This is a genomic window from Curtobacterium sp. MCLR17_058, from assembly GCF_003234705.2.
Lineage (GTDB): Bacteria > Actinomycetota > Actinomycetes > Actinomycetales > Microbacteriaceae > Curtobacterium > Curtobacterium flaccumfaciens.
Window position 1 is genome coordinate 1 of the sequence record NZ_CP126262.1, and the last position, 25462, is coordinate 25462.

At 68.1% G+C, this 25462-nt stretch carries 21 protein-coding genes and 3 tRNA genes; 14 read left to right on the plus strand and 10 right to left on the minus strand.

Annotation, left to right across the window (positions count from 1 at the left end):
• The 10 genes from dnaA to DEJ11_RS00050 all read left to right on the plus strand — a co-directional run bounded on the left by dnaA (position 1) and on the right by DEJ11_RS00050 (position 11429).
• Complete coding sequence (dnaA, locus tag DEJ11_RS00005; RefSeq protein ID WP_071404155.1) at positions 1-1455, plus strand: chromosomal replication initiator protein DnaA; 1455 nt, start codon at positions 1-3, stop codon at positions 1453-1455.
• A 407-nt stretch (positions 1456-1862) separates the two neighbouring features.
• Positions 1863-3008 carry a DNA polymerase III subunit beta gene (dnaN, locus tag DEJ11_RS00010; RefSeq protein ID WP_027466916.1) on the plus strand — a complete coding sequence of 382 codons (1146 nt, stop codon included), beginning with the start codon at positions 1863-1865 and terminating at the stop codon, positions 3006-3008.
• Between the two features lie 71 nt (positions 3009-3079).
• Positions 3080-3967 carry a phosphogluconate dehydrogenase (NAD(+)-dependent, decarboxylating) gene (gene gnd / locus DEJ11_RS00015; RefSeq protein ID WP_071404132.1) on the plus strand — a complete coding sequence of 296 codons (888 nt, stop codon included), beginning with the start codon at positions 3080-3082 and terminating at the stop codon, positions 3965-3967.
• A gap of 31 nt (positions 3968-3998) precedes the next feature.
• A complete protein-coding gene (gene recF, locus DEJ11_RS00020; RefSeq protein ID WP_111102785.1) occupies positions 3999-5339 on the plus strand; it encodes a DNA replication/repair protein RecF in 1341 nt (446 codons plus the stop codon).
• Complete coding sequence (locus tag DEJ11_RS00025) at positions 5339-5839, plus strand: DciA family protein (RefSeq protein ID WP_027466919.1); 501 nt, start codon at positions 5339-5341, stop codon at positions 5837-5839. Before recF ends, DEJ11_RS00025 begins: the two co-directional genes overlap by 1 nt.
• 133 nt (positions 5840-5972) lie before the next feature.
• Positions 5973-7976: a DNA topoisomerase (ATP-hydrolyzing) subunit B gene (gene gyrB, locus DEJ11_RS00030; protein ID WP_071404134.1), complete on the plus strand. Its 2004-nt coding sequence runs from the start codon at positions 5973-5975 to the stop codon at positions 7974-7976.
• A 114-nt stretch (positions 7977-8090) separates the two neighbouring features.
• A complete protein-coding gene (gyrA, locus tag DEJ11_RS00035) occupies positions 8091-10748 on the plus strand; it encodes a DNA gyrase subunit A (protein WP_071404135.1) in 2658 nt (885 codons plus the stop codon).
• On the plus strand, positions 10741-11148 hold the full coding sequence (locus tag DEJ11_RS00040) for a DUF3566 domain-containing protein (protein ID WP_027466922.1): 408 nt from the start codon (positions 10741-10743) through the stop codon (positions 11146-11148). The genes gyrA and DEJ11_RS00040 overlap by 8 nt, the downstream gene beginning before the upstream one ends.
• A 75-nt stretch (positions 11149-11223) precedes the next feature.
• Positions 11224-11300, plus strand: a tRNA-Ile gene (locus DEJ11_RS00045).
• A 56-nt stretch (positions 11301-11356) separates the two neighbouring features.
• Positions 11357-11429 (plus strand) — tRNA-Ala (locus DEJ11_RS00050).
• A 412-nt stretch (positions 11430-11841) separates the two neighbouring features.
• Here DEJ11_RS00050 and DEJ11_RS00055 read toward each other — a convergent pair.
• Complete coding sequence (locus DEJ11_RS00055) at positions 11842-12417, minus strand: hypothetical protein (RefSeq protein ID WP_051597033.1); 576 nt, start codon at positions 12415-12417, stop codon at positions 11842-11844.
• Positions 12418-12532: 115 nt separating this feature from the next.
• Here DEJ11_RS00055 and DEJ11_RS00060 point away from each other — a divergent pair, with 115 nt between their 5' ends.
• Complete coding sequence (locus DEJ11_RS00060) at positions 12533-13072, plus strand: peptidylprolyl isomerase (protein WP_027466924.1); 540 nt, start codon at positions 12533-12535, stop codon at positions 13070-13072.
• A 7-nt stretch (positions 13073-13079) separates the two neighbouring features.
• Positions 13080-13934, plus strand: coding sequence for a rhomboid family intramembrane serine protease (locus DEJ11_RS00065; RefSeq protein ID WP_111102786.1), 855 nt, complete (start codon positions 13080-13082; stop codon positions 13932-13934).
• A 350-nt stretch (positions 13935-14284) separates the two neighbouring features.
• Here DEJ11_RS00065 and DEJ11_RS00070 read toward each other — a convergent pair whose 3' ends face one another.
• On the minus strand, positions 14285-14539 hold the full coding sequence (locus tag DEJ11_RS00070) for a cell division protein CrgA (RefSeq protein WP_071404137.1): 255 nt from the start codon (positions 14537-14539) through the stop codon (positions 14285-14287).
• An 81-nt stretch (positions 14540-14620) separates the two neighbouring features.
• On the opposite strand from DEJ11_RS00070, the gene DEJ11_RS00075 reads away from it, so the two are divergent.
• Positions 14621-15265: an anthranilate synthase component II gene (locus tag DEJ11_RS00075; protein ID WP_111102788.1), complete on the plus strand. Its 645-nt coding sequence runs from the start codon at positions 14621-14623 to the stop codon at positions 15263-15265.
• A gap of 271 nt (positions 15266-15536) precedes the next feature.
• On the opposite strand, the gene pknB is transcribed toward DEJ11_RS00075, so the two are convergent.
• From pknB to DEJ11_RS00110, 7 genes are all read right to left on the minus strand, one after another.
• The gene (gene pknB / locus DEJ11_RS00080; RefSeq protein ID WP_258375283.1) at positions 15537-17357 is read right to left on the minus strand and encodes a Stk1 family PASTA domain-containing Ser/Thr kinase; all 1821 of its coding nucleotides are present in this window, start codon (positions 17355-17357) and stop codon (positions 15537-15539) included.
• A 121-nt stretch (positions 17358-17478) separates the two neighbouring features.
• A complete protein-coding gene (locus tag DEJ11_RS00085; protein ID WP_111102790.1) occupies positions 17479-19245 on the minus strand; it encodes a serine/threonine-protein kinase in 1767 nt (588 codons plus the stop codon).
• Positions 19242-20696, minus strand: a complete 1455-nt coding sequence (locus tag DEJ11_RS00090; RefSeq protein WP_110863675.1) for a peptidoglycan D,D-transpeptidase FtsI family protein — start codon at positions 20694-20696, stop codon at positions 19242-19244. Before DEJ11_RS00090 ends, DEJ11_RS00085 begins: the two co-directional genes overlap by 4 nt.
• Complete coding sequence (locus tag DEJ11_RS00095; protein ID WP_071404142.1) at positions 20693-22138, minus strand: FtsW/RodA/SpoVE family cell cycle protein; 1446 nt, start codon at positions 22136-22138, stop codon at positions 20693-20695. The genes DEJ11_RS00090 and DEJ11_RS00095 overlap by 4 nt, the downstream gene beginning before the upstream one ends.
• A complete protein-coding gene (locus DEJ11_RS00100; RefSeq protein ID WP_071404143.1) occupies positions 22135-23487 on the minus strand; it encodes a Stp1/IreP family PP2C-type Ser/Thr phosphatase in 1353 nt (450 codons plus the stop codon). Before DEJ11_RS00100 ends, DEJ11_RS00095 begins: the two co-directional genes overlap by 4 nt.
• Positions 23488-23493: 6 nt before the next feature.
• Positions 23494-24045, minus strand: a complete 552-nt coding sequence (locus DEJ11_RS00105) for an FHA domain-containing protein FhaB/FipA (RefSeq protein ID WP_111022491.1) — start codon at positions 24043-24045, stop codon at positions 23494-23496.
• Positions 24042-24722 carry an FHA domain-containing protein gene (locus DEJ11_RS00110; RefSeq protein ID WP_110863674.1) on the minus strand — a complete coding sequence of 227 codons (681 nt, stop codon included), beginning with the start codon at positions 24720-24722 and terminating at the stop codon, positions 24042-24044. The genes DEJ11_RS00105 and DEJ11_RS00110 overlap by 4 nt, the downstream gene beginning before the upstream one ends.
• A gap of 86 nt (positions 24723-24808) precedes the next feature.
• Here DEJ11_RS00110 and DEJ11_RS00115 point away from each other — a divergent pair.
• Positions 24809-24895: transfer RNA gene (locus DEJ11_RS00115), tRNA-Leu, on the plus strand.
• A gap of 86 nt (positions 24896-24981) precedes the next feature.
• Here the strand turns inward: DEJ11_RS00115 and DEJ11_RS00120 are convergent.
• A complete protein-coding gene (locus DEJ11_RS00120; protein ID WP_111102791.1) occupies positions 24982-25461 on the minus strand; it encodes a hypothetical protein in 480 nt (159 codons plus the stop codon).
• Position 25462 lies beyond the last annotated feature (1 nt).

Genomic DNA, 25462 nt, shown 5'->3' on the forward strand with positions numbered 1-25462 from the left:
ATGACGATGCCGGCCGACCCCGTCGAGGACCTCTGGTCATCCGTACTCGGACTCCTCGCCGAGGACCCCCGCATCACGCCGCAGCTCCACGGGTTCCTGAACCTGGTCGAGCCGAAGGGCGTGCTCGCCGGCACCCTGTACCTCGAGGTCCCGAACGACCTGACCCGGGGCATGCTCGAACAGCGCATCCGCATCCCGATCACCGAGGCGGTCGGTCGCATCGGTGACGACTCGGTCGCGAACTTCGCCATCACCGTCAACCCGGACATGGCGTCGGAGCCGCGGGTGGACCCGAACGTCCCCGAGTACGCCGAGCCCGTGCAGGAAGCCGTCGAGCAGAGTGCCGCTCCGCGCCAGTACATCGAGGCGCCGTTCGTCCCGAGCCAGATCGACTCTCCCGGCACCAGCGGTCGGCCCGAGTCGCGACTCAACCCGAAGTACAACTTCGACAACTTCGTCATCGGGTCGTCGAACCGGTTCGCCCACGCCGCAGCGGTGGCCGTGGCCGAGGCACCGGCCAAGGCCTACAACCCGCTCTTCATCTACGGGGACTCCGGGCTGGGCAAGACCCACCTGCTCCACGCCATCGGGCACTACGCCGAGAGCCTCTACCCGGGGATCCGCGTCCGGTACGTGTCGAGCGAGGAGTTCACCAACGACTTCATCAACTCGATCGCGAACAACCGCTCGAACCAGTTCCAGCAGCGGTACCGCGACATCGACATCCTGCTGATCGACGACATCCAGTTCCTGCAGGGGAAGGACTCCACGCAGGAGGCCTTCTTCCACACGTTCAACACGCTGCACGACCACAACAAGCAGGTCGTCATCACGTCCGACGTCGCGCCGAAGCACCTGACCGGGTTCGAGGACCGGATGCGATCGCGCTTCGAGTGGGGCCTGATCACCGACGTGCAGGCACCCGAGCTCGAGACGCGCATCGCGATCCTCCGCAAGAAGGCACAGTCCGACCACCTGCAGGTGCCCGACGACATCCTCGAGTTCATGGCGTCGAAGGTGTCGAGCAACATCCGCGAGCTCGAGGGCACCCTGATCCGGGTCACCGCGTTCGCGAGCCTGAACCGGACGGCCGTGGACATGGCCCTGGTGCAGACGGTCCTCAAGGACCTGATCACCCTCGACGAGGACAACGTCGTCGCGCCGACGGACATCATCAACCACACCGCGGAGTACTTCAAGCTCTCCGTCGACGACCTGTACGGGTCGTCCCGCTCCCAGGCGATCGCCACGGCACGACAGATCGCGATGTACCTGTGCCGCGAGCTGACGAGCCTGTCCCTGCCCAAGATCGGGCAGCTGTTCGGCAACCGCGACCACACCACGGTGATGTACGCGAACAAGAAGATCACCGAGCTGATGAAGGAGCGTCGGTCGATCTACAACCAGGTCACCGAGCTCACCAGCCGCATCAAGCAGGACCGCCGTTACCGCTGAGATCGGCCCGTTCCCGGCCCCATCCACCATCTGAGACGGTTCCATGGGCCGGACTTCTCACAGTGTGGATAGCCTGTGGATAACTGTGGAGGACACGCCGCCCGGTTGTACACAGGTGGGGGGTCACCTGTGGAGACTGGGGATGGAAGTGGATAGATGAGATTCATTCATCCCGTTAACGCTCACACACCGCTCACAAGTCACAAGCGTGTAGTTCCCTACTGCGGAGCGGGATGCACAGGGTTATCCACAGTGTGCACAGGCGTTAACACCATTACTCCTGGTTAACGATCAATCTCTGCGGGACAACCTTGTGGACGGCGGGATGACAAGAAATCCGGCCCCCGTCCGCCTGTGCCAGAATGGGGCGGCCGGACAGTCCAAGCCGATCGACAGGGGTTCCAGCTGTGAAGTTCGAGGTCAACCGGGACGTCTTCTCCGAAGCCGTCTCCTTCGCAGTGAAGCTCCTCCCGCAGCGCACGACCCTCCCGATCCTGTCGGGCGTCCTGATCCACGCCGACGGAGATCGTCTGACGCTCTCGTCGTTCGACTACGAGGTGTCCGCGCAGACGTCCATCTCGGCCCAGATCGACGAGCCGGGCACGGTCCTGGTCTCCGGTCGACTGCTCAACGACATCGCGAGCCGGCTGCCGAACGCCCCCGTGTCGTTCACCACCGAGGACGCCAAGATCTCCGTCTCCTGCGGGTCGGCGCACTTCACGCTGCTGTCCATGCCCGTCGAGGAGTACCCGACGCTGCCGGAGATCGGCCCGCAGACCGGTGTGATCCCCGGCGACGCGTTCTCCGAAGCGGTGTCCCAGGTCGCCGTCGCCGCCAGCCGCGACGACGTCACCCCCGTCATCACGGGCGTGCAGCTCGAGGTCGGCGACAACGACCTCTCCCTCATCGCGACGGACCGCTACCGCGTCGCCGTCCGCACCATCGCGTGGGACTCCGGCCGAGTCGGCTCGGACCCCCTGCACGCACTGGTCCCGGCCCGCACCCTGCAGGAGGTCGGCCGCACGTTCGGTTCGGCGTCCACGGTGTCTGTGTCGATCAGCGGCAACTCCGACCGCGAGCTCATCGCGTTCCACGCCGACGACAAGACCGTGACGTCGTTGCTCATCAAGGGCAACTACCCGCCGGTCCGCCGGCTCTTCCCCGAGACCGTCAACGACCACGCCGTGATCAACACCGCGGAGCTCGTCGAGGCGGTCCGACGGGTCTCCCTCGTCCTGGAGCGCGAAGCGGCGCTCCGGTTCTCCTTCACGGTCGACGGGCTCACGCTCGAGGCGATCGGATCCGAACAAGCGCAGGCGTCAGAGTCGATCAGTGCGTTGTTGACCGGCGAGGAAACGGTGGTCTCGTTGAAGCCCGCCTTCCTCCTGGACGGACTGAACGCGGTGCACTCCGAGTTCGTCCGCATCTCCTTCACCAAGACGGAGAACCCCAACAAGCCGGGCCCGGTGCTGATCACCGGCCAGACTTCGCAAGAGGCCGCAGCGACCGATGGATACCGGTACCTGCTGCAGCCGAACCTGCTGCTGCGATAGGCGCAACAGGCAACCTGCGCTGGCGCACACCACCGGCAGCATCAGCGCGACGACGAACAGAAGAGGAAATCATGCACATCGGTCTTGTCGGCCTCGGTCGCATGGGCAACAACATGCGTGCCCGTCTCCGCAACGCAGGGATCGAGGTCACCGGGTACGACGCGAACCCCGCCGTCTCGGACGTCGCCGACCTCGGTGCCCTCGCCGCTGCCCTCCCGGAGGGCAAGCGTCTCGTGTGGGTCATGGTCCCGCACGGCAAGATCACCGACGACGTGATCACCGACCTGGCCGGCGTCCTCGGCGAGGGCGACCTGGTCATCGACGGTGGCAACTCGAAGTGGCTGGACGACACCACGCACGCCGAGCAGCTCGCTGCGCGCGGCATCCGCTACATGGACGTCGGCGTCTCCGGTGGCGTCTGGGGCAAGGACAACGGCTACGGCCTCATGGTCGGCGGTGACGCCGCGGACGTCGAGTTCGCGATGCCCGTGTTCGACGCGCTGCGCCCCGAGGGTCCCCGTGAAGAGGGCTTCTCGCACGCCGGCCCGATCGGCGCCGGCCACTACGCGAAGATGGTCCACAACGGCATCGAGTACGCGATCATGCAGGCGTACGGCGAGGGCTACGAGCTCCTCGAAGCCAAGGACCTGATCACCGACGTCCCCGCCGTGTTCGCCGGCTGGCAGCGCGGAACGGTCGTCCGTTCCTGGCTGCTCGACCTGATGGTGCTCGCGCTGAACGAGGACCCGAAGCTCGACGAGCTCGAGGGCTACGTCGAGGACTCGGGCGAGGGCCGCTGGACGCTCGAAGAGGGCATCGAGCTCGCCGTGCCGATGCCGGCGCTCTCGGCGTCGATCTTCGCGCGCTTCGTCTCGCGCCAGGGCAGCGCCTCGCCGACGATGAAGGCCGTCGCGGCGCTCCGCAACCAGTTCGGCGGTCACGCCGTCAAGAAGTCCTAGGACTTCCCGGGGGAACCCGGACTCGGCCCGCGTGCACGTCGACCATCTCCAACTGACCGACTTCCGGAACTACCGGGAGGCGGACGTCGACCTCGCACGCGGGCCGAACCTGTTCGTCGGGCGCAACGGACAGGGCAAGACCAACCTGGTCGAGGCGATCGGGTACCTGTCCACCCTCGGCTCGCACCGCGTCCCCACCGACGCTGCTCTCGTCCGTCAGGGATGCGACGCCGCGATCGTCCGGGCACGGCTCGCGCACGAGGACCGCAGCATCCTCGCCGAGGTGCAGATCAACCGCACCGGTGCGAACCGTGCGCAGGTGAACCGCTCCGCGATCAAACCGCGCGAGCTGCCGCGCTACTGCACGAGTGTGCTCTTCGCCCCGGAGGACCTCGCCCTCGTGCGGGGCGAGCCGGCCGGGCGACGCCGGATGCTCGACGAGCTGCTCGGCCAGATCGCACCGCGGATGCAGGGCGTGCTCGCCGACTACGACCGCACGCTCCGCCAGCGGAACACCCTGCTGAAGTCGGCCCGTGCCACCGGCGCGAAGGCGAACGCCCTGTCGACGCTCGACGTCTGGGACGACCGGCTCGTCGGACTCGGCGCCGAGATCGTCGCGGCCCGCGACCACCTGACCCGGCGGCTCGCACCCTTCGTGGCCGAGGCCTACGCGACCGTCGCCGGCGAACACCACGACGCCTCGATCACCGGCGTCCTGTCCATCCGCGGTGGCGACCCCGAGTCCGCGGCGGTGACCGACCCCGTGCTCGGGACCCCCGACGAGCCCGTCACGGTCGCGTCGGCTGCCGAAGCGTTCGCGGCCGCCCTCGAGCGCCGTCGCCGGGACGAACTCGACCGCGGGCTCACCCTCGTCGGACCGCACCGGGACGACGTTCTGTTCCAGCTCAACGGGTTACCGGCCCGCGGGTACGCGAGTCACGGCGAATCCTGGTCCTTCGCGCTGGCCATCCAGCTCGCGAGCGCCTCGATCCTGCGCGCCGAGTCGAACCTGGGCGACCCGATCATCATCCTCGACGACGTCTTCGCCGAACTCGACGAATCGCGGCGGGAACGGCTGGCGAACGCCGTCGCCGACTACGAGCAGGTGCTCATCACGGCCGCGGTCTTCGGTGACGTGCCCGGGAAGCTGGCGGCGCACACCGTGCGGATCGAGGCGGGCACGATCGTGACCGACGAGGCGGACGCGAACCGGGCCTCCAGTCCGGCGACGGACGGGACCGATGCGATCGACGCGACCAACGGGACTGACGCGACCGTCGGGACTGACCCGACCGACGCGATGGAGCGGGCGGATGCGGACAGCAAGACCGACCCGACCGACACCCACACCCCCGCCGAAGCCGACGCCTGATGCCGAAGCCCCGCAAGCCCACCGAACCCTCGCAGGTGTACCGCCACCTGCGCGCGGTGTTCGGCGACCCGTCCAAGCGCGGCACCGATGCCCGCCGCCGCCGTGCCCGCGAGTTCGACGCCGACACCGTGCCGTACGGGCGCGGCCGCGAGCCGAAGGGCCTCGCGGACATCGTCGGTTCGCTCGCTCAGGAACTCGGCTGGACGGAACCCCTCGCCCGTTCCGAGCTCTTCGTGGACTGGCCGAGCGTCGTCGGCGAGGAGCTGGCGAAGCACTCCCGACCGGTCACCATCGAGGACGGCGCACTCGTCATCCGGTGCGACTCGACGGCCTGGGCGACCCAGCTCCGACTCATGCGTGCGACGGTCACGACGACCATCGCGGAACGGCACCCCGAAGCCGGGGTCGAGTCGATCAGGGTTTCCGGCCCGGACGCCCCCACGTGGAAACGCGGCCCCAGGACGGTCCAGGGGCGCGGTCCTCGCGACACCTACGGTTGAGGCGACGAAATCATCCTGGAGTGCCAGAAAAGCCCGTCTGCGGGGCAGATGAGCCCTCGAAAGAGGGGGCTCTGCGGTAGACTGGGAGGTGCAGTGCGCGGGCGTTCCGCGCGCAGGCAGGAGCACGCTCGACATGGCAGCAGAATCTGAAGACGACCGGCAGAACCCGCTCGGCGCGGAGACCCCGCAGAGCGAACCGTCCTACGGCGCAGACCAGATTCAGGTGCTCGAGGGGCTCGAGGCCGTCCGCAAGCGCCCGGGTATGTACATCGGTTCGACCGGCCCTCGCGGCCTGCACCACCTGGTCCAGGAGATCGTCGACAACTCCGTCGACGAAGCCCTCGCCGGGTACTGCGACACCATCGACGTGAGCATCCGTGAAGACGGTGGCGTCCGCGTCGTCGACAACGGCCGTGGCATCCCGGTTGACGTCCACGCGGCCGAGGGGGTCTCGACCCTGCAGGTCGTCCTCACCGTCCTGCACGCCGGCGGCAAGTTCGGCGGTGGCGGCTACGCCGTCTCCGGCGGTCTGCACGGCGTCGGTTCGTCCGTCGTGAACGCGCTGAGCTCCGAGCTCGACGTCGAGGTCCGTCGCCAGGGCCACGTCTGGCGCCAGAGCTACACCGACGGTGTCCCCGTCGCGCCCGTCTCCAAGGACGAAGAGACCGACGAGACCGGCACGACGATCACGTTCTGGCCGAACGCCGAGATCTTCGAGTCCGTCGTCTTCGACTACGAGACGCTGCGCACGCGGTTCCAGCAGATGGCCTTCCTGAACAAGGGCCTGCGGATCAACCTCCGCGACGAGCGCGCCCCGGAAGAAGGGGAAGAGGCCCGCAACGACACCTTCATGTACGAGCGTGGTCTCGCCGACTACGTCGAGTACATCAACGCGCAGAAGAAGGCCGACCTCGTCCACCCGGACGTCATCGGCTTCGAGTCCGAGGACCCGGAGCGCAAGATCGCGCTCGAGGTCGCGATGCAGTGGAACACCTCGTACCAGGAGAGCGTCCACACCTTCGCGAACACGATCAACACGCACGAGGGCGGCACCCACGAAGAGGGCTTCCGTGCCGCACTGACGACCCTCGTCAACCGCTACGCGCGCGAGACGAAGATCATCAAGGAGAAGGACGACAACCTCACGGGTGACGACATCCGCGAAGGGCTGACGGCCGTCATCTCCGTGAAGCTCGGCGAGCCGCAGTTCGAGGGGCAGACGAAGACCAAGCTCGGCAACACCGAGGCGAAGTCGTTCGTGCAGCGCGTCGTCGGCACCGAGCTGACCCACTGGTTCGAGAGCAACCCGACGCAGGCACGCGACGTCGTCCGCAAGGCGATCCAGGCGTCGCAGGCGCGGCTCGCTGCCCGCAAGGCGCGCGAGACCACCCGCCGCAAGGGCCTGCTCGAGTCGGGTGGCATGCCCGGCAAGCTCAAGGACTGCCAGTCGAAGGACCCGACGGTGTCGGAGATCTTCATGGTCGAGGGCGACTCCGCCGGCGGTTCCGCCGTGCAGGGCCGCAACCCGATGACCCAGGCGATCCTGCCCCTGCGCGGCAAGATCCTGAACGTCGAGAAGGCCCGGCTCGACCGTGCCCTCGCCAACCAGGAGATCCAGTCGATGATCACGGCGTTCGGTGCCGGCATCGGTGAGGACTTCGACCCGGACAAGGCCCGGTACCACAAGATCGTGCTGATGGCCGATGCCGACGTCGACGGCCAGCACATCACCACGCTGCTGCTCACGCTGCTGTTCCGCTACATGCGTCCGCTCATCGAGCACGGCTACGTGTACCTCGCGCAGCCGCCGCTGTACCGCCTGAAGTGGTCGAACTCGGCGCACGAGTACGTGTTCAGCGACCGGGAGCGCGACGCCCTGATGCAGGCCGGCCTCGCAGCCGGCAAGCGCATCCCGAAGGACAACGGGATCCAGCGCTACAAGGGCCTCGGCGAGATGGACTACAAGGAGCTCTGGGACACCACCATGAACCCGGACACCCGCACGCTCCTGCAGGTCACGCTCGAGGACGCGGCTGCGGTGGACAGCACCTTCTCGACGCTGATGGGTGAGGACGTCGACGCGCGTCGCCAGTTCATCCAGCAGAACGCCAAGGACGTCCGCTTCCTCGACATCTAACGGCCAGGAGGCGCGGCGTGAGCCGCGTCGACCAGTCCTGACCACCTGTGGTCGCGCCCGGCGCGACCAACGGAACCACAGCCTCCAGGCTGTCCAGAAAGGGAACGAAGCCACATGGCTGACGACAACGAGAACGGCGCCGACGAGCAGCCCGAGATCGTCCACGGCGACAGCGGGGACATCGTCGTCTCCGGTGACCGCATCTCGCAGGTCGACCTGCAGCTCGAGATGCAGCGCTCGTACCTCGACTACGCGATGTCGGTCATCGTCGGTCGTGCCCTGCCGGAGGTCCGCGACGGCCTCAAGCCGGTGCACCGCCGTGTGATCTACGCGATGTTCGACGGCGGTTACCGTCCGGACCGTGCGTTCTCGAAGTGCTCCCGCGTCGTCGGTGACGTCATGGGCCAGTTCCACCCGCACGGTGACTCGGCGATCTACGACGCCCTCGTCCGCCTGGTGCAGCCGTGGTCGCTCCGGTACCCGCTCGCGCTCGGCCAGGGCAACTTCGGTTCGCCGGGCAACGACGGCGCCGCCGCCCCGCGGTACACCGAGACGAAGATGGCGCCGCTCGCGCTCGAGATGGTCCGCGACATCGACGAGGACACCGTCGACTTCCAGGACAACTACGACGGCCGCACGCAGGAGCCGGCGATCCTGCCGGCCCGGTTCCCGAACCTGCTCGTCAACGGCTCCGTCGGCATCGCGGTCGGCATGGCCACGAACATCCCGCCGCACAACCTGCGCGAGGTCGCCGAGGGTGCCAAGTGGGCGCTCGACAACCCCGACGCCACCCGTGAAGAGCTGCTCGCCGCGCTCATGCAGCGCATCAAGGGCCCGGACTTCCCGACCGGTGCACAGGTGCTCGGTACCAAGGGCATCCAGGACGCCTACCGCACCGGCCGTGGCTCGATCACGATGCGTGCCGTCGTCTCGGTGGAGGAGATCCAGGGTCGCACCTGCCTCGTCGTCACCGAGCTGCCGTACCAGGTCAACCCCGACAACCTGGCGATCAAGATCGCGGAGCTGGTCAAGGACGGCAAGCTCGCCGGTGTCGCCGACATCCGTGACGAGACCTCCGGCCGCACCGGGCAGCGCCTGGTGATCGTGCTGAAGCGTGACGCCGTCGCCAAGGTCGTACTGAACAACCTGTACAAGCACACCCAGCTGCAGGAGAACTTCGGCGCGAACATGCTCGCGATCGTCGACGGGGTGCCCCGTACCCTGCCGCTCGACGGCTTCATCTCGGCGTGGGTCGCCCACCAGGTCGACGTCATCGTCCGCCGCACGCAGTTCCGGCTGCGCGAGGCCGAGAAGCGCGCCCACATCCTGCGCGGCTACCTCGCTGCGCTCGACGCCCTCGACGAGGTCATCGCGCTCATCCGTCGCTCGCCCGACGTCGAAGAGGCCCGCACCGGCCTGATGGACCTGCTGTCCGTCGACGAGATCCAGGCGCGCGCGATCCTCGAGCTGCAGCTCCGTCGTCTCGCCGCCCTCGAGCGTCAGAAGATCCACGACGAGGCCGAAGAGCTCGAGCGCAAGATCGCCGACTTCCAGGACATCCTCGGATCCGAGAGCCGCCAGCGCTCGATCATCCGCGACGAGCTGAGCGAGATCGTCGACCGCTTCGGCGACGACCGCCGTACCGAGATCATGTTCGGCTACGACGGCGACATGTCGATGGAAGACCTGATCCCCGAAGAGGAGATGGTCGTCACCATCACCCGCGGTGGCTACGTCAAGCGCACGCGCAGCGACCAGTACCGCTCGCAGCACCGCGGCGGCCGAGGTGTCCGCGGCGCCCAGCTCCGCGCCGACGACATCGTCGAGCACTTCTTCGTCACGACGACGCACCACTGGCTCCTGTTCCTCACCGACCAGGGCCGGGTCTACCGCGCCAAGGCGTACGAGCTGCAGGAGGCCGGCCGCGACGCGAAGGGCCAGCACGTCGCGAACCTGCTCGCGATGCAGCCCGACGAGCAGATCCAGCAGGTGCTCGACATCCGCGACTACGAGGTGGCGCAGTACCTCGTCCTCGCGACCGAGCACGGTCTGGTCAAGAAGACCGCGCTCACCGAGTACGACACGAACCGCACCGGCGGCATCATCGCGATCAACCTGCGCGACGGTGACAAGCTCCGCCAGGCGCTGCTCGTCGACGAGCACGACGACCTGCTCCTGGTGTCCCGCCAGGGCATGTCGCTCCGGTTCACGGCGACGAACGACACCCTGCGTCCGATGGGTCGCTCGACCTCGGGTGTGAAGGGCATGTCCTTCCGCGACGGCGACTCGCTGCTCGCGGCCCGGGTCGTCTCCGACGACGGCTTCGTCTGGGTGATGACCGAGGGTGGCTACGCCAAGCGCACCGCGGTCGACCAGTACCGGGTGCAGGGCCGTGGTGGTCTGGGCATCAAGGTGGCCAAGTTGGCGCTCGACCGAGGCGATCTTGTGGGCGCTCTCATCGTCGGCGAGGACGACGAGGTGCTCGTCGTGCTGCAATCGGGCAAGGTGGTAAGGTCTGCCGTGGCCGAGGTCCCTGCCAAGGGCCGTGACACGATGGGCGTCGTCTTCGCGAGGTTCGCGGAGAACGACCGGATCATTGCGGTGGCCCGGAACACCGAGCGGAACCTGGACGACCAGGACGACGCCGAGATCGAGCCCGCGGGCCCGGTGGAGACGGTCAGCCCAGCCGAAGCGGCCCCGGATTCCACTGATCCCATCGACACCGAGCCCGTCGCAGACGAGGCCGGAGAGGACCAGTCAAGCAATGAGTAGTGTCGCCGAGAAGCTCCAGAAGAAGGCGAAGCGACCCGTCGGCACCCGCCAGGTGCGGTTGCGACTGGTCTACGTCGACTTCTGGTCGATGGTGAAGCTGAGCTTCCTCATCGCCCTGGCCGGCAGCATCGTGATCGTGGTCGCCACGGCACTGGTGTGGGTCATCCTCAACCAGACGGGTGTGTTCACCCAGGTCGACGCCCTGTTGAAGGACGTCACCGGGCAGAACAGTTACTCGATCATGGACCAGTTCTCGCTGGGCCAGGTGCTCGGGTTCTCCATCGTCGTGGGCATCCTCAACGTGGTCGTCGGCACCGTGCTCGGCGCCATCGTGAGCGTGCTCTACAACCTCAGTGTTCGGATCACGGGCGGTCTGCTCGTGGGCTTCACGAACAACTGACACACCCGGGCCGGATGGGCCCACTGCTCGATTTCGTTCCGGCGGGATCGTACGGTAGGCTTTCATCCGGTCTGAGGGGCTATAGCTCAGGCGGTTAGAGCGCTTCGCTGATAACGAAGAGGTCCAAGGTTCAAGTCCTTGTAGCCCCACCAGTTCTCCGGAACAGCACGACAATTCCATCCCGCCACCGATCAACTCGGTGGCACTCGGGGCCTTAGCTCAGTTGGTAGAGCGCCTGCTTTGCAAGCAGGATGTCGGGAGTTCGATTCTCCCAGGCTCCACTCGCATCAGCCCCTGGTTGCCGACTCCGTCGTCTTCCCAGGGGCTTCGTTCTGTGCCCATGCGCGCCGCCGCCCCTGCGGCGCGGTCGTCGCGGGCGGCTCGGTCGGCCAATCTGCCTGCGGCCGGCATCGTCTTTGAGTGGTCGCGACATGCCGTGTGCGGTTCGCCGAGGTGGTTGGAACTGTCGTCTGCGCGTCCTCCGGACGACAGGTTGTGATCTTTCGGCGGCGTCCCCGGGGCGCGTCGCGTGAGCGCATGGCGGACGGGAGGCGCGGTGCCAGGTCGGTGTGGGCCTCCAGGTCCGTGGATGGGCGCGTTCAGAGCAGGCGGCCGGCCCGTGCACTCAGCGTGTGCCCGGAGAACGACGAAGGGCCCCGGCAGCAGCCGGGGCCCTTCGTACGAACCGGGAGGTCAGGCGGCGGGCTTCTCCGCCGTGTCAGCGTCGTCGGCGACCCACAGGTCGTCGTCGGCGCGGAGCGTCTGGTACGCGGCGTACGCAGCACCGGCGACGGCGACGACGCCGACGATGATGAGTGCGACTCCGCCGAAACCGAGACCCTTCTTCTGCTGCGACGGGACGTACTTCGCGGCGGCCTTCTTCGCGCTCTTGCTCTTCTTCTGCGCGTTCTTCACGATCTTCTTGACCCGGGGGTCCTTCGCGAGGTCGGTCACGCTCAGCACCGAGCCAGCGGTCGAGACGAGTCCTGGGACCACCTCGGACTGGAACTTGTGCGAAGCGCTCTGCGCTGCCGAGGTGGCAGCGTGCACGCCGGTGGCGAACGCGGGACGGATCCCGTTGTCGATCGCGTTCTGCACGCGGGGTGCGATGTCCTTGCGAGCTGCGTCCGCGGCGTTCGACCGGGCCTCAGCCAGGATCGCGTTCGCGTGCTCGAGGACCTTGCGCTGCTCGCCGAGGAGCGAGGCGGTCTGGCCCTTGAGCTTCTTGATCTGCTTCCGACGCTTTCGCGGGATCTCGATCGTCGTCATCTGGTACCTCCATCGGATCGGCGTGACCCCATCCTGCCACCACACTGCCTGACAGGTCACGGAACCGCAGCTGTGCAATCCGTCCGCGGTCAGGAGTACATGCGAGAATCGGAACATGTCTCTGCACACCGCTGTCGCAACGATCCACACCAACAAGGGCGACATCCGCGTCAACCTGTTCGGCAACCACGCACCGAAGACCGTCAAGAACTTCGTCGACCTCGCCACGGGCCAGCAGGAGTGGACCCACCCCGGCACGGGCAAGGTCTCGACCGACAAGCTCTACGACGGCGTGATCTTCCACCGCATCATCAAGGACTTCATGATCCAGGGCGGCGACCCGCTCGGCCAGGGCATCGGTGGCCCCGGGTACCGCTTCGACGACGAGATCTCCCCGGAGCTCACGTTCCAGAACCCCTACATCTTCGCCATGGCGAACGCCGGCATCCAGGGCGGCCGCGGCACCAACGGCTCGCAGTTCTTCATCACCACGGTGGCGACGCCGTGGCTGCAGGGCAAGCACACCATCTTCGGTGAGGTCGCCGACGACGAGTCCCGCGCGGTCGTCGACGCGATCGAGGGCGTCCCGACCGACGGTCGTGACAAGCCCGTCGAGGATGTCGTCATCCAGAGCATCGACGTCGAAGGCGTTTGACCAGCACGTGACCGACCAGGCGTACAACCCGAACAACACCTGCTACCGGCATCCGGACCGGCAGAGCTTCGTGCTCTGCCAGCGCTGTGGGCGGACGATCTGCCCGGAGTGCCAGACGCCGGCGGCGGTCGGGGTGCACTGCCCGGAGTGCGTGCGTGAACAGCGCGCACAGTTCGCAGCGAACCGTCGAGCGTCCGGAGCCCCCAGTGGGTTCACGGTCGCTCGGCGGCGCTTCGCCAGGCTCGACCAGAAGGGCACGACCGTCATCGTGGCGATCACGGTGGCGATCTGGTTGCTCGACCAGGTCAGCGGGCGGTTCTTCACGAGCTTGCTCGCCTACAACTCGTTCCTGCTGCCGACGCAGCCCTGGCGTGTGGTGACCTCGCTGTTCGTGCACTCGGGCATCTTCCACATCCTGTTCAACATGTGGGCGCTCTGGATCTTCGGTCGGATGCTCGAGAACATGCTCGGCACCTGGCGGTTCGTGGCGCTGTACTTCATCACGGGGATCTTCGGGTCCATGCTCGTCACCTTCCTGGCGCCGGGGACGACCGTGCTGGGTGCTTCGGGTGCCATCTTCGGGCTGTTCGCCGCGTTCTTCGTGCTGCAGCGCAGCCTGGGGAACAACGCCGTGCAGCTCCTCGTGCTCATGGGACTGAACCTGGTCATCGGGTTCCTGCCCGGAGTCAACATCTCGTGGCAGGCGCACGTCGGCGGGATCATCGGCGGCTTCCTGATGGGCTTCGTCTTCGCACAGACGCGCAACATCCGGAAGCGCCCGCTGCAGATCGCGCTGATCATCGGCGCGGCGGTGCTCGGCATCGCGCTCACCGCTGTGGGGTACGCGGTCACGATCGGCTGACACCGCCACAACGCTCCCCGAACGCCCCGTCGCACTGCGGCGGGGCGTTCGTCGTTCCCAGGGTTGGCCACGTCCTGCTCATCCACAGCTGTCCACAGCGGCACTGGGAGTTATCCACAGGTGTGGAGAAGCCGGTGAGTTACACCCGTGTGATTATCCCCACTGTGGAATCGGTTGTGGATAACTCCGGGGTCGGGGTGTGGATGACGGTGTGGAGAGTGGGGAAAAGTGTGGAGAACGGCCGGATCCTCGAGGATGTGCGTTCCCGGAACGCCCGAGCTTGTGGAGAACGACGACGCCCGCCGCACCTTGCGGTGCGACGGGCGTCGGGAGAACAGTGGGCTGGGGGGTCAGCGCCACCGGGTGGTCATGAGGAAGCCGACGAACATGATGCCGAAGCCGACGACGATGTTCCACGAGCCGAGGCTCGGAACCGGCAGCGTGGCGTTCGAGATGTAGAAGACGATCACCCACACCAGACCGATGAGCATGAAGCCGAACATGACCGGCTTGAACCACACCGGGTTCGGGGCATCCCCCGCGGTGTCGACCGAGTCAGCTCGGGTCGTCCGGGCGGGCTTGGTGCGGTCCTTGTCCTTGGCCATGGCCGGTATCCTACCGTGACCACGTGTGTGGATCGGCCCGCGGACCGCCGCACACATCCCCCACGAGTACGGTGAACCGCCATGACCAGGATCCTCGTCGTCGACAACTACGACAGCTTCGTCTACACGCTCAACGGGTACGTGCAGCAGCTCGGCGCTGAGACCGACGTCGTGCGCAACGATGCCTTCCCCGAGTCCGAGATCGCCGACCGCATCGCGGAGTACGACGGCGTGCTCCTGTCGCCCGGCCCGGGAACACCGGCGGCTGCCGGCGTCTCGATCCCCACGGTGCACGCGGCCATCGCCGCCGAGACCCCGCTGCTCGGTGTCTGCCTCGGACACCAGGCCATCGCGGAGGCACTCGGCGCCACGGTCACGCACGCCGAGGAGCTCATGCACGGCAAGACCTCCGAGGTCGACCACGACGACAGCGCGCTCTTCGCCGGCGTCCCGCACCCCTTCACGGCCACGCGGTACCACTCGCTCGCGATCGTCGACGGCACCGTCCCTGACGAGCTCACCGTGACCGCGCGGACCGAGGGCGGGGTCATCATGGGCGTCCAGCACCGCGCGCACCCCGTGTTCGGCGTGCAGTTCCACCCGGAGTCGGTCCTGACCGAGGGCGGGTACCGCATGGTCGGCAACTGGCTCGAGACCACCGGGCTGTCCGGCGCAGCAGAGAGCGCCGCCGACCTCGGGCCGCTCATCGCGACGCACCGCGCCTGACGAACTCCCGCGGCGGCAGACGCCGTCGTGTCATCGAGACGCCGCCGGATCCGGCGGCGTCTCGTACGTTCCGGGCCGTCGTGCCGACACGACGGCGTCTCCCGGGCACTGGACCGGACGGTCTGCATGACGTGCCGTCGGTTGCGGGCGTGCGCCGTGCCTCCAGGCCGTCAGGAGCGGAGGCGACGAGCGGACGTGCCTGTGGGCACGGAGGACGGACGGGAGGCCCGTCACCCGTCCGTCAGGACGGTCGCGTCAGGAGACGGTCGGCTCAGCGGCCGTCGTCACCCTGGTCGTCACCGCGATCGTTGTTCCCGTTGCTGCCGCCGCTGTCGTTGTTGTTGGACGACGGTGCCTTCGGCGGCGCCGCAGCTCGTGCGCAGTAGGTGAGCGTGACAGCGCTGCCCTGGGCGACGTCACCGGCAGGGGTGTCCTGCTGGGTCACGAGTCCGCCGGTGCACGAGTAGGACGGCGCCGGGTTCACGGTGAGCCCGAGCTGCTCGACGGTGGCCTTCGCCGCCGAGTACTGCTGCTGCGTGACGTCGGGCAGCTGCACCTTGCCGTTGGAGATCGTGAGGTTGATCACGATGCCCTTGGTGTGCAGGGAACCCGACTCGGGGTCGGAGCTCAGCACCGTGCCCTCGGGGACGTCGGCCGAGTAGTCGCTCGAGATCGCTCCGAGGCGGAATCCGGCATCGTCGAGGGACTGTTGCGCAGCCGCTTGCGACTGCCCGTTGAGCTCGGGCACGGGGACGCGTTCCGGGCCGAGGGAGACCACGACGTTGACATTCTGGTTGCGCCCGACGTTCACCCCGGAGCCCGGGTCCGTCCGGATGACCGTGCCCTTGTCGACGCTGTCGGAGTTCTCCTCGACCTTGACGGGCTTGAGGTCCTTCTTGTCGAGGGCACTGGCCGCGGCGCTGTAGGTCGAACCCGCCACGTTGGGCACGCTGACCGAGGACGACACCGGCGGCTTGCCCGGCTGCAGGTTCGCGACGAAGAACACCACGGCGACGATGACCGCGACGGTGAGCAGGATGCCGACCCAGATCCACGCGACCGGAGGTCTGTTCTGGGTGCGCTGGGGTCGGTGCTCGGCGGTGTCGTCGTCGAGTTCGCGGAACGCCGATGCGGCGTTGGTCGTCGTGCGGGGGTCGACGCCGAAGAGCACGGTCGAGGCGTCGTTCGCCGCGTTCTGCTGCTGCTTCTTCGTGGACGCGGGCACCCGGCCGGCTGCGGCCTGCTGCAGGTCCGAGCGGAACTCGGCCGCGTTCTGGAACCGGCGCGTGCGGTCCTTGACCAGGGCGTGGAGGGTCACGGCGTCGAGCGCAGGGGACACGTCAGGCGAGATCGTCGACGGTGCGACCGGCTGCTCACTGACGTGCTGGTAGGCGACCGCCACCGGAGTGTCCCCGAGGAACGGTGCGCGACCGGTGAGGAGCTCGAAGAGCACGACGCCGGTGGAGTAGAGGTCGGTGCGGGCGTCGACGGTCTCGCCGCGGGCCTGCTCCGGTGAGAAGTACGAGGCGGTGCCGAGGATCGACGTGGTCTGCGCGACCGTCGCCGAGGTGTCGGTGATGGCCCGGGCGATGCCGAAGTCCATGACCTTGACCTGGCCGGTGTGGGTGACCATGACGTTGGCGGGCTTGATGTCGCGGTGGACCACGCCCGCACGGTGCGAGTACTCGAGCGCGGTGAGGATGCCCTCGGTGATGCGCACGGCTTCGTCCGGGGCGACGGCGCCCTCCGCGATGATGTCGGAGAGCGGACGGCCCTCGACGTACTCCATGACGATGAAGGGGACCTGCACCTCGGCGCCCGACGGCTCGGAAACCGTCTCTTCGCCGGCGTCGTACACGCGGACGACGGTGGGGTGCGCCATGCGTGCAGCGGCCTGGGCTTCCTGCCGGAACCGCGTGCGGAAGGCCGGGTCGTTGGCGAGGCTCGGCTTGAGGAGCTTCACCGCGACCTTGCGGCCGAGGCGGGTGTCGTTGCCGAGGTGCACGGTCGCCATGCCGCCCCGACCGATGACGTCACCGATCTCGTAGCGATTGGCGAGGAGCGTGATCCCCGCGGTCACACCTTCTGGCACGTACTCCTCCGTCTGTTCGTCCGGGCTAGTGTACGGCAGCACCACCTGGTGAGACGCTGGTCAGGGAGGGGTCGACCGAACCGTTACCGAACGGTGTCGACAGTCCCCGTCCGGGGGTCGTTCACAGGTCGTCTTGCGGGGTCTCGGTGGGGTTGATCCCGTCGTCCGGGTTGGTCGTCTCCTGGTCCGTGGGCTCGGTCCACTCGACCTGCGCGCCCGGCGAGGACGCGGAGACCACCGAGGAATCGGACTGCGGCGACTTGCAGGTCACCTTGTACGACAGGGTCACCTTGCCGTACTGGGCGCCGGCGACGGTCACCGCGGTACCGGAGGTGGAGCCGGAGCTGCTGCCGTTCGAGGGGACGGTGCCGTTGTCGATCGTGTACGTGTAGCTGACGTCCGAGTACCCGGCGGGGCAGCTCGTGTACGCGGGCCAGCTGAAGGTCACACGACCGGACTCGCTGACGGTCCCGCCGGTGGCACGCTCGGGCGCCGCTGCGGTCAGCACGTCGCCGAACGCCTTGACGGTGACGAGGGTGCCGGGGGCCAGGCTGCCCTCGGGGCTGAGCGACTCGACGGTGCCGACCTGGTCGGACGACGTGGCGTTCGACCCTGCGACGACCTCGGCCTGCAGGCCCCGGGCGCGGAGCTGGTTCGCGACCTGCTCGGCGTTCTGCCCCTGGTAGTCCGCCGCCGAGACCGTGACGCGGGTCTCGGTCGGTTCGGGGGACGGGGTCTGCGTGGGCGTGCGGGTCGGCTTCGGCGCGCTCGAGGACTTCGTGGGCTCGGGTTCCGGGGCGTTGTTCGCGTTCAGGGCGTACGCGGCGCCGGCGGCGATGGCGAGCACGACGATGATGCCGACGACCCACCAGATCCAGGCGCGCTTCTTCTTCGGTTCCTCGGGCTCGTCGGAGACGGGCGAGCGGGGGGTGCCCGGTCCGCCGGCCATCGCTCCGGCCTGGGTACCGAGGAGTGCGGTCGCGGCGTCGTTCCCCTGGCCCTGGGGCGGGTTGAACGCGACGGTGCCGTTCTGCGCGATCGCGGGGACGGCCACGGTGGCTGCGGCGACGTCACCACGACGGAGCGCCTGTGCGGCGCGTGCGAGGTTCGCGGCCGTCGCGGGACGGTCGGCCGGCTTCTTCGCGATGCACGAGATGACCAGGGCCGAGACCGGCTCGGGGATGTCCCCGGGCAGCGGCGGCGGCTGCTCGTTGATGTGCGCCATCGCGATCGCGACCTGCGACTCACCGGTGAACGGACGACGACCCGCCAGGGCCTCGTACGCGACGATGCCGAGCGAGTAGATGTCGGTCGACGGCGAGGCGGGGTGGCCGCTCGCCTGCTCGGGCGACAGGTACTGCACCGTGCCCATCACCTGACCGGTCGCGGTGAGCGGGACCTGGTCAGCGATGCGGGCGATGCCGAAGTCGGTGATCTTGACGCGGCCGTCGGGCGTGATGAGCAGGTTGCCGGGCTTGATGTCGCGGTGCACCAGGCCGACCGCGTGTGCGGCCTGCAGGGCGTTCGCGGTCTGCGCGACGATGTCGAGCACCTTGTCGACCGGGAGCGTGTGCTCGCGCTCGATCATGGTCGACAGGGCTTCGCCGGGGACGAGCTCCATCACGAGGTAGGCGCTGCCGTCCTCCTCGCCGTAGTCGAAGACGTTGGCGATGCCCTCGTGGTTGACGAGGGCGGCGTGCCGGGCCTCGGCGCGGAAGCGCTCGAGGAAGCCGGGGTCACCGAGGTACTCGTCCTTGAGGATCTTGAGTGCGACGGTTCGGCCGATGACGAGGTCGGTCGCCTGCCACACTTCGCCCATGCCGCCGATGGCGACCCGGGAGGAGAGCTGGTACCGCCCACCGAAGGTGAGTCCGCTGGTGGGTCTCATTTGTTCAGCACCGCCTCCATGACTTTCTTCGCGACCGGGGCCGCGACCGTGTTGCCGACTCCGGACTGCCCGAGCCCGCCGCCGTTGCCGACGACGACCGCGACGGCCACCTCCGGGTCCTTGGCGGGGGCGAACCCCGTGAACCAGAGCGTGTAGGGATCGCCGGTGCCACCTTCGGCCGTGCCGGTCTTGCCGGCGACGTCGACACCGTCGATCTTGGCATTGGTACCGGTCCCCGCGCTCACGACGCTCTGCATGGCCTCGGTGAGGTCAGCGGACTCGGAGGACGACAGCGGATCACTGTACTGCTTCGGGGAGAAGGACTCGACCGTCTTCAGGTCGCTCGTGGTGATCGAGTCGACGAGTGAGGGCTGCATGACCTTGCCGCCGTTCGCGATCCCGGCCGACACCATCGCCATCTGCAGCGGGGAGACCCGGACGCTCGCCTGGCCGAAGGCGCTCAGCATGAGCTGGGCCGTCGAGTCGACGTCGGGGTACTGGCTGGCGGTCGCCGCCATCGGGATCTCGATCGCGTCGCCGAAGCCGTACTTGTCGGCCATGCTCTTGATCGCGTCGTACCCGAGCTTCTGGCCGAGTTCGGCGAAGGGGATGTTGCACGAGTACTGGATCGCCGTGCGGAGCTTGACCTTGTCGCCGCCGCCGCAGGTGCCGCCCTCGGCGTTGTTGATGTACGAGCTCGTGCCCGGCAGCTGCAGTCGCGACGGGTTCGGGAACGTGGAGTCGAGGTTGTACTTGCCGCCCTCGAGTGCCGCCGAGGCCACCACGAGCTTGAACACCGATCCGGGGGTGTACAGGTCGCCGCCGATGGCACGGTTCTGCAGCGGGGCGGTGTCGGCCCCGAGCAGCGCGTCGTACTGCCGCTTGACCTCGGCCGTGTCGTGCGAGGTGAGCGAGTTCGGGTCGTAGCTCGGCTTCGACACCATCGCGAGGATCTTGCCGGTCTTCGGCTGGATCGCGACGACGGCGCCGCTGTTGGTGCCGAGCGCGTCGTACGCGGCCTGCTGCACGTCCGGGTCGATGGTCAGGTTGACGTTGTCGCCCTGGACGTCCTGGCCGGTGAGGATCGAGTTCAGGTTCTGGAAGAACGAGGCGTCCGAGTTGCCCGAGAGCACGGTGTTCTCGGCGCTCTCGATGCCGGTGTTGCCCTGCCCGATCGTGAAGTACCCGGTGACCGCGGAGTACAGGTCGCCGTTCGTGTACTTGCGCTGGTACTGGTACTGGTCGTCCACCGGGGTCGACTCGGCGATCGGGCTGCCGTCGACGAGGATCGCGCCACGCTTGGTGGAGTAACTGTCCAAGATGGTTCGGGAGTTCCGGGAGTCGGCGCGCAACGAGTCGGCCGCGAAGAACTGGATCGACGTCGTCGACACGAAGAGTGCGACGAACATGAGCACGATGACGGTCGAGACACCGCGGAGCTGTCGGTTCATCGACGACGCTCCTTCCTGGTCGCGCGCGCAGACCGCCCGCTCGCGGCGGGGATCGCGCCCTGCTGGACGCGTTGTTCGGCTGGGATGGAATCGGTGAGTCGCAGCAGCATCGCGGCGATGATCCAGTTGGCGATGAGCGAGGAACCACCGGCGGCCATGAACGGCGTGGTCAGACCGGTCACCGGGATGATCCGGGTGATGCCACCGACGACGACGAACACCTGCAGGGCGATGATGAAGCCGAAGCCGACACCGAGCAGCTTGCCGAAGTCGTCCTGCGCCATGAACCCGACGCGGATGCCCCGCGAGGCGAACACGATGAAGAGGGCGAGGATCGCGAAGACGCCGATCAGGCCGAGCTCTTCACCGAGCGACGCGACGATGTAGTCGGCGTTGGCGACCGGCGTGATGTACGGCCGGCCCTGCCCGAGCCCCGTGCCGGTGATCCCGCCGTTCGCGAAGCCGAACAGGCCCTGCACCAGCTGGTAGCTCGCCTGGGTGTCGCGGCTGAAGACCTCTTGGTTGAACGGGTCGAGCCACTGTTCGAAGCGACCGCGGACGTACTCCAGGACGCTCTGTGCGACGAGGGCACCACCGATGAACAGCGTGAGACCGATCGCGACCCAGCTGATCCGTGCCGTGGCCACGTAGATCATCACGAGGAACAGGCCGAAGTAGAGCAGGGCGGTGCCGAGGTCGCGCTGGAACACCAGGACGGCCATCGCGGCGCCCCACATGACCAGGATCGGGCCGAGGTCACGGGCACGCGGGAACGTCATGCCGAGGAACTTCTTGCCGACGATCGACAGCGAGTCGCGGGCGGTGACGAGGTACCCGGCGAAGAACAGCGCCATGGTGATCTTCGCGAGCTCACCGGGCTGGAACGAGAACGGGCCGATCTTGATCCAGACCCGCGCGCCACCGATGTTCGTGCCGATGCCCGGCAGCATCGGCAGGAGCAGCAGGACGATGGTCAGCGCCATGAAGATGTAGCGGTACCGCTGCAGGAACCGGTGGTTCCGGACGGCGACGAGCGTGATGATCGCCAGGACCATCGCGAGCATCGTCCAGACGATCTGCTTCACGCCGATGGCATCCCAGCCGGACAGGCCGTTGTGGACGTCGATGCGGTAGATCTCGGCGATGCCGATGCCGTTCAGGACGAGCGCGATCGGCAGGATGAACGGGTCGGCGTTCTTGGCCACGACCCGCAGCACCACGTGCATGACCAGCGCGAGGCCGAGGATGCCGCCGCCGACCCAGAGCACCGACTGGTCGAACAGCCGGCCCTTGGTGCCGAGCTGCACGAGCACCATCGCACCCGCGCAGATGCCGCACGCGATGACGAGCAGGAAGAGCTCGAGGTTCCGCGCGCGTGCGGGCTCCCGGAGCTTGATCGTGATCGCCTGGGTGAAGGACTGGGCGGCCGTGGCGTTGCTCATCGCGGGCTCCGCGTGGGGCTCGGCGACGGCGAACGGGTCGGCGAGGGCGACGGGGACGAGCTGGCGTCGCCGTCCCCACCGGTGCCGGCCTGGTCCTCACCGGTCGCGGCGGCCTTGCGCAGGCGCTCGACGATGTCACGGGCGTCGGAGAGGGACTGCGCGTTGATCGTCGAGCGGACGTTCTCGCGGGTGTAGTCCGGCAGCGACGAGACCGTGATGTCGCTGTCCTCGTACACGTCCGACAGGGCCAACGGCCCGATCGACTGCTGCACGCCCTTGTAGATCGCGACGGTGCCCCGGTCGGTACCGACGTAGTAGTGGTCCTGCGTGATCCGCCAGCCGACGAACACCGCGCCGACGAGCACGGCGACGGCGACCACGAGCGCGACGGTCCAGGACACCCGACGACGGATGCGGCGTCGGCGGTCCTCGGCGATGAGCTCGGCGAAGAACTGGTCGGACTCGGGTTCGAAGTGCGAGTCCTCGGGGGCGGTGGTGACCTTGAGCGGGTGCAGCAGGATCGTGGGGAGGCGGATCGGCTTGCGGCCGGTCGACGCCTCGAAGGTGAGCGGTGCCGCGGCGGATCCGACCGTGGTCGCCGCGTCGTCGTCGTCCTCGGGTTCGGTGTCCGTGACGTCCATCACCACGACGGTGACGTTGTCGGGGGCGCCGTGGTCGAGCGTCTCCTTCACCAGGCGCTGCGTGACCTGGTTGGCGTCCATGTTCGACGCCAGGGCGTGACGGATGCGCTCTTCGGCCAGGTACGAGGACAGGCCGTCGGAGCAGAGCAGCCAGCGGTCGCCCGGCTGGATGTCCATGATCGCCGTGTCGACCTCGGGTGCGGCGTCGACGTCGCCGAGCACGCGCATCAGCACGGAGCGACGCGGGTGGACCGCGGCTTCCTCCGGCGTGATCCGTCCGCTGTCGACGAGCCGCTGGACGAAGGTGTGGTCGGACGTGATCTGCTGCAGCTCGCCGTCGCGGTGACGGTAGATGCGGGAGTCGCCGATGTGCGCGATCGCGATCTGCTCGCCGACGCGGATCATCGCGGACACCGTGGTGCCCATGCCGGTGAGCTCCTGGTGCTCGAACACGGTCTCGGTGATCAGCTGGTTCGCCGCGATGAGCGCCGACTGCAGCGCGAACTCGGCGTCGTGCGCCGACGGGAACTCGCGGTCGACCTCGCGGATGCGTCGGATCGCGATGGCCGAGGCGACGTCACCGCCGGCGTGGCCGCCCATGCCGTCCGCCACCGCGAACAGGTGCGCCCCGGCGTAGCCGGAGTCCTGGTTGTTCGCGCGGATGCGCCCCACGTGGGACACAGCGGCGCTCAGCGTGCGAGCGGTCATGCCGGGTTACCGCCGCAGCTCGAACGTCGTCGTCCCGATCGTGATGGGCGTGCCCTCTGCCACGAGGACGGGAGCGCTCACCTTCTGACCGTTGACGAAGGTGCCGTTCGTGGACTCGAGGTCGGTGAGGAGCCAGCCGTCGGCGCGGAGGTCGAGGCGGGCGTGGTTGGTCGAGGTGTAGTCGTCACGGATCACGACGTTCGACTCGCTCGAACGCCCGATCGTGATGGGGCCGCCACCCAGCGGCATCTCCATGCCCTCGCGCGCACCCTCGGTGATGACGAGTCGGGCCGCGGCCGGCGAGGCGGGCCGCTGCCCACCACCCGGTTGACCGATCACGTCGGTGAAGGCACCGCTCGAGGCGGGCCCGGGGGCCGCTGCAGCGGGGACGGTGGGGGTGCTTGGCCCGGACGGCGCCGACTTGGGATCGGTCGGGATCGTGCGGACGCGCTGGCCGAAGAGATCGCTGCGCAGGGCGAACACGATCACGAAGACGAACAGCCAGAGCACGGCGAGGAACGCGAAGCGCAGGACGAGCAGGGTCAGGCCTGTGGTCATCGAGCACCTCCGTCGTTCTCCGGGATCACCCGGAACACCATACGGGTACGACCGATCTCGATGGTGGAGTCCGGCTCAACGATCGCCTGCTGGAAGTGCTGACCGTTCAGTTTCGAGCCGTTCGTGGAGCCGAGATCGGTGGCCTGGGCGTGCTTGCCGTCCCACAGCACCTCGACGTGCTTCCGGCTCGTCCCGGTGTCCGCGATGGTGATGTCCGCGTCGCTGCCGCGCCCGATCACCGTGCGTCCGCGGTGCAGTCGGTGTCGCTGCGAGCCGATGTCGAGCACCGGGATCCAGGCGACGTCGCGCTGCACGGTGGTGGAGTCGACCTGCAGGATGCCCGTCGAGAGCGTGCCGTCCTGCTGGAGCCGGATGGTGACCGGGCCGGAGAACGAGTAGTTCTGCGCGACGGCGTGTTGGTGCACCATCTGGGTCAGTTCGTCGATGAGCGGGCGACCGACGTCGTTCATGCGCGTGAAGTCCGGCGGTGCCAGGCGCACGGTGAACTCGTTCGGCACGAGGATGCGCTCGCGGGAGACCACCGCGGCCTTCGTGTCGAGCTCGCGCCGCAGGGCGCTCGAGATCTCGACGGGCTGCACCCCGGAGCGGAAGGTCTTCGCGAACGCGCCGTTGACGGCGCGTTCCAACCCTCGCTCGAAGTTGTCCAGCAGGCCCATGCGTCTCCCGTGTCGTCGGTCGTCAACCACTGCATGGTAGTGGTTGGCGTTGACACCCGTCTGTGCGTGGTAGTGTTTCGGGGCTGGCGCGAGTGGCGGAATTGGTAGACGCGCACGGTTCAGGTCCGTGTGCTGGAAACGGCGTGGGGGTTCAAGTCCCCCCTCGCGCACCAGGCGAAAACAGGAAAGGCCCCGGAGGAATCCGGGGCCTTTCCTGTTTCTCTGGCCGGGCCGGGGACGGCCGTCGACGGGTCCGGCCTCAGCCCCGGTCGGCGTCCGTCGTGTGGTCGGCATCCGGCCTGGAGGCACGGCTCGGCCCCGACACGCCGGTTCCGTCGAACCCGTGGTCGGCTCTCCGGGCCTGCTGCGGGGCGAAGAACGGGCGCGCGCTGGGCAGGAAGAGCAGGACCGCGGCGACGACCGACAGTGCGATCGTCAGGACCGCGAGTTCGCCGCCGGTGACGCTCAGGAGCGCGCGGAAGGCCGCGACGACGACGAGCACGATGCGCGCGACGCGGGAGCCAGCGGCCGTCCGGAACACCGCCCACGTCACCAGGGCCCAGAGCACCAGGGCGACGATCCCGGCGAGGACCGGCGCCTGGCCGACCGCCGCGTCCGTCGCGAAGAACTGGAGCACCGTGGCCGCGACGCAGGCTGCCACCCACACCAACCACAGCACGAAGGACACGGTGACCACCTGCGGTCGGTCCGGTCGTCGGAGGATGAACGTCCTGGTCATG